Source organism: Microvirga sp. P5_D2 (assembly GCF_054049475.1).
The window spans coordinates 1-2646 of record NZ_JBFUMH010000317.1 but is presented as its reverse complement, the minus strand read 5'-3'; the positions used below and the strand labels follow the sequence as shown (position 1 = coordinate 2646).

General features: G+C 61.4%; 4 protein-coding genes. 1 reads left to right on the top strand and 3 read right to left on the bottom strand.

Annotated features, from left to right (window positions below; translation table 11 throughout):
- Positions 1-888, bottom strand: an 888-nt coding sequence (locus ACXJKO_RS31135; RefSeq protein ID WP_457094869.1) for a transglycosylase domain-containing protein, incomplete at its 3' end; no start/stop codon positions are given.
- Positions 889-1087: 199 nt separating this feature from the next.
- A complete protein-coding gene (locus ACXJKO_RS31130; RefSeq protein ID WP_457094868.1) occupies positions 1088-1846 on the bottom strand; it encodes an SDR family oxidoreductase in 759 nt (252 codons plus the stop codon).
- Between the two features lie 71 nt (positions 1847-1917).
- Between ACXJKO_RS31130 and ACXJKO_RS31125 the strand changes: the two genes are divergently transcribed.
- On the top strand, positions 1918-2331 hold the full coding sequence (locus tag ACXJKO_RS31125; protein ID WP_457094867.1) for a DUF1236 domain-containing protein: 414 nt from the start codon (positions 1918-1920) through the stop codon (positions 2329-2331).
- Between the two features lie 78 nt (positions 2332-2409).
- Here ACXJKO_RS31125 and ACXJKO_RS31120 read toward each other — a convergent pair.
- The coding region (locus ACXJKO_RS31120) for a DNA translocase FtsK (protein ID WP_457094866.1) at positions 2410-2646 on the bottom strand (237 nt) is incomplete at its 5' end.

Here is a 2646-nt window from a genome sequence, read left to right as displayed (position 1 = left end):
CTTCGCAAGCCCCGCCAGCAGCGCGCCCTCTGACACCGACAAGGCTCCGGCGTTCTTGCCGAAATAGCTTCTCGCCGCCATCTCGACGCCCCACGAGGTCCGACCGAGATAGATGGAGTTGAGATAGATCTCCAGGATCTCGGATTTGCTCAACGTGCGTTCGATGCGCGACGCGACGATCATCTCGCGCATCTTGCGCTCATAGGTCACGTCGTCGCCGACGAGCAGGTTCTTGGCCACCTGCTGCGTGATCGTGGACCCGCCGGCCGGACGCCCGGGATTGGCGAGATTGCTCACGAAGGCTCGGATGACTCCGCGCTCGTCGACACCTTTATGCTGGTAGAAGCGCTTGTCCTCGGCCGAGACGAAAGCCTGCTGCACGGATTTCGGGATGCTGGACAAAGGCACCCAGACGCGCCGGTGATCCGCCTCGAACACTTCCGCGAACCGTTTGCCCTCCGCATCGAGGATAACGCTGGCGCCGGGCAGCTTGAGGCCTTTCAACTTGCCGGCATCGGGAAGATCGGCAACAGCACCATTGTAGTAGGTAATCACCTCCCCGAGATTGACCGGCGAAGGCTCCACCGTCTCGTTCTTGCAGAAGATCTGATAGCTGGCGTGCAGATCGTTGAAGCTCAGGCCTTGCAGGATCTTCAACTCGCCCGTGACGGCTTGCGGATCGTCCATGGCCGTGACCATCAGGTCATCGAGGTTGACGTCCTCGATGTCGAAGGCGCGGCGCATGTGGGTGCAGCCATCCTTGAGGATCTGCGAGACCTTCTCCTGATCCGCGACCGGATCGAACGAAGTCCGCACCGAGTCAGGATCAACGAGAACCTGGCTCAGGGTCAGGGCCGTCGCAAAAATCTTGACGAGAATTGCGCTCATTCCGCCGCCATCATCGAACGATCAGCTCCTCGGATCATGGTGTGAAGGACAGGTGCGCTGTCTTCGAAGGTCCAGACACACTACGGGAGACAGCCTGAATGAAAGCTGGATAGTACGGCTGTTTTAGGACCGCTTTCATCCTCAAAGAGAAGCTAGGCCGCCGGCGTGCGGCGGCCAGACACATTCACGCGATTTTCGATCACCCGCGCCCGACAAAGGGCATTTTGGTGGCCATCACTGTCATGGTGAGCACATTCGCGCTCAACGGCAGGCTCGCCATATAGACTACTGCATCCGCCACGTGGGCCGGATCGATCGTCGGCTCGGCGGCAACCGTTCCGTTCGGTTGAAGCACGCCCGTCGCCATTTTCGCCGTCATGTCGGTGGCTGCGTTCCCGATATCGATCTGGCCGCAGGCGATGTCGTAGGCGCGCCCATCGAGCGCCGTGGATTTCGTCAGCCCCAGGATGGCATGCTTGGTGGCGGTGTAGGGCGAGGAGAACGGGCGCGGCGCATAGGCGGAAATGGAGCCGTTGTTGATGATGCGCCCGCCGCGAGGGTCCTGCGTCTTCATGATCCGGAACGCCTCCTGCGTGCAGAGGAACGCTCCCGTCAGGTTCGTATCGACGACGCTGCGCCACTGCTCCAGGGAAATATCCTCCAAGGGAACCGCGGGCGCCCCTATTCCGGCATTGTTCACGAGGAGATCGAGCCTTCCATAGGCCTTCTTGGTCTTGGCAAAAAGCACGGCCACGGATTCTGGATCGGCAATATCGGCCGGAACGATGAGGGGAGGTCTGCTGTCGGTTTTCATCTCGGCGGCGGCTTGCTCAAGAGCCTCCTTGCGCCGGCCCGCCATGACAACATTGTAACCCGCCGCGATCAGRCTAGCGGCTATCGCTTTGCCGACACCGCTGCCTGCGCCRGTGACAATGGCAACTTTGGAACTTCCGGACATGACTTTTCTCCCTATGGAACCGGCCAAGCTTTTCTCGCGTTCGCATTCTGCCAATCGGAAAGGAGTCCGTCATGCGCAATCGTGTCCTACGTTCGACTGCCACTCTGGCCGTCCTCGCTCTTCCCCTCGCCCTGGCTGCCTGTCAGAGCGGAACCACTGCCGGCGCCGCCGGAGGCGCCGTGACAGGCGCCATCGTGGGTGGCCCTATCGGTGCCGCAGTCGGCGGCGTTGCCGGTGCAGCCGTAGGCACCGTTCTCTCGGCGGAGGAATCCACCCGCGTTCGCACCTACACGGTCGCTCAGCGCCGCCCGTCGATGCGCGTATCTGAGGAAGTCATTGTCGGTCAGCCTCTCCCATCACGGGTACGCCTCTATGACGTTCCCCCGAGTGTCGGCCTCCAGAACCCCTACAGCTACACCATCGTGAACGATCAGACGGTCCTCGTCGACCCGCGGACACGCACGGTCGTGCAGGTCATCGAATAATCTCACGCAGACTTAAAACGAAAAGGCGGCTCACATGGGCCGCCTTTTTTGTTTTCAGATTGACGAAGTGTCGAAGCCTCAGTCGTCCATGCTCAGATGGTCGATCAGGATTTCGCGTTTACCGGCGTGATTGGCGGGGCCGACGATGCCCTCGTGCTCCATCCGCTCCATCAGCGACGCCGCCCGGTTGTAGCCGATCTGCAGCCGCCGCTGGATGTAGCTCGTCGAGGCCTTCTTGTCGCGCAGCACCACCGCCACCGCCTGGTCGTACAAATCCCCGCCCGGCGCCCCGAACTCACCCTGGTCGAACACCGC

What these genes read in the sequence shown, in the direction of transcription:
- ACXJKO_RS31125 (WP_457094867.1), top strand. Translation starts at nt 1,918, where the DNA reads ATGCGCAATCGTGTCCTACGTTCGACTGCCACTCTGGCCGTCCTCGCT.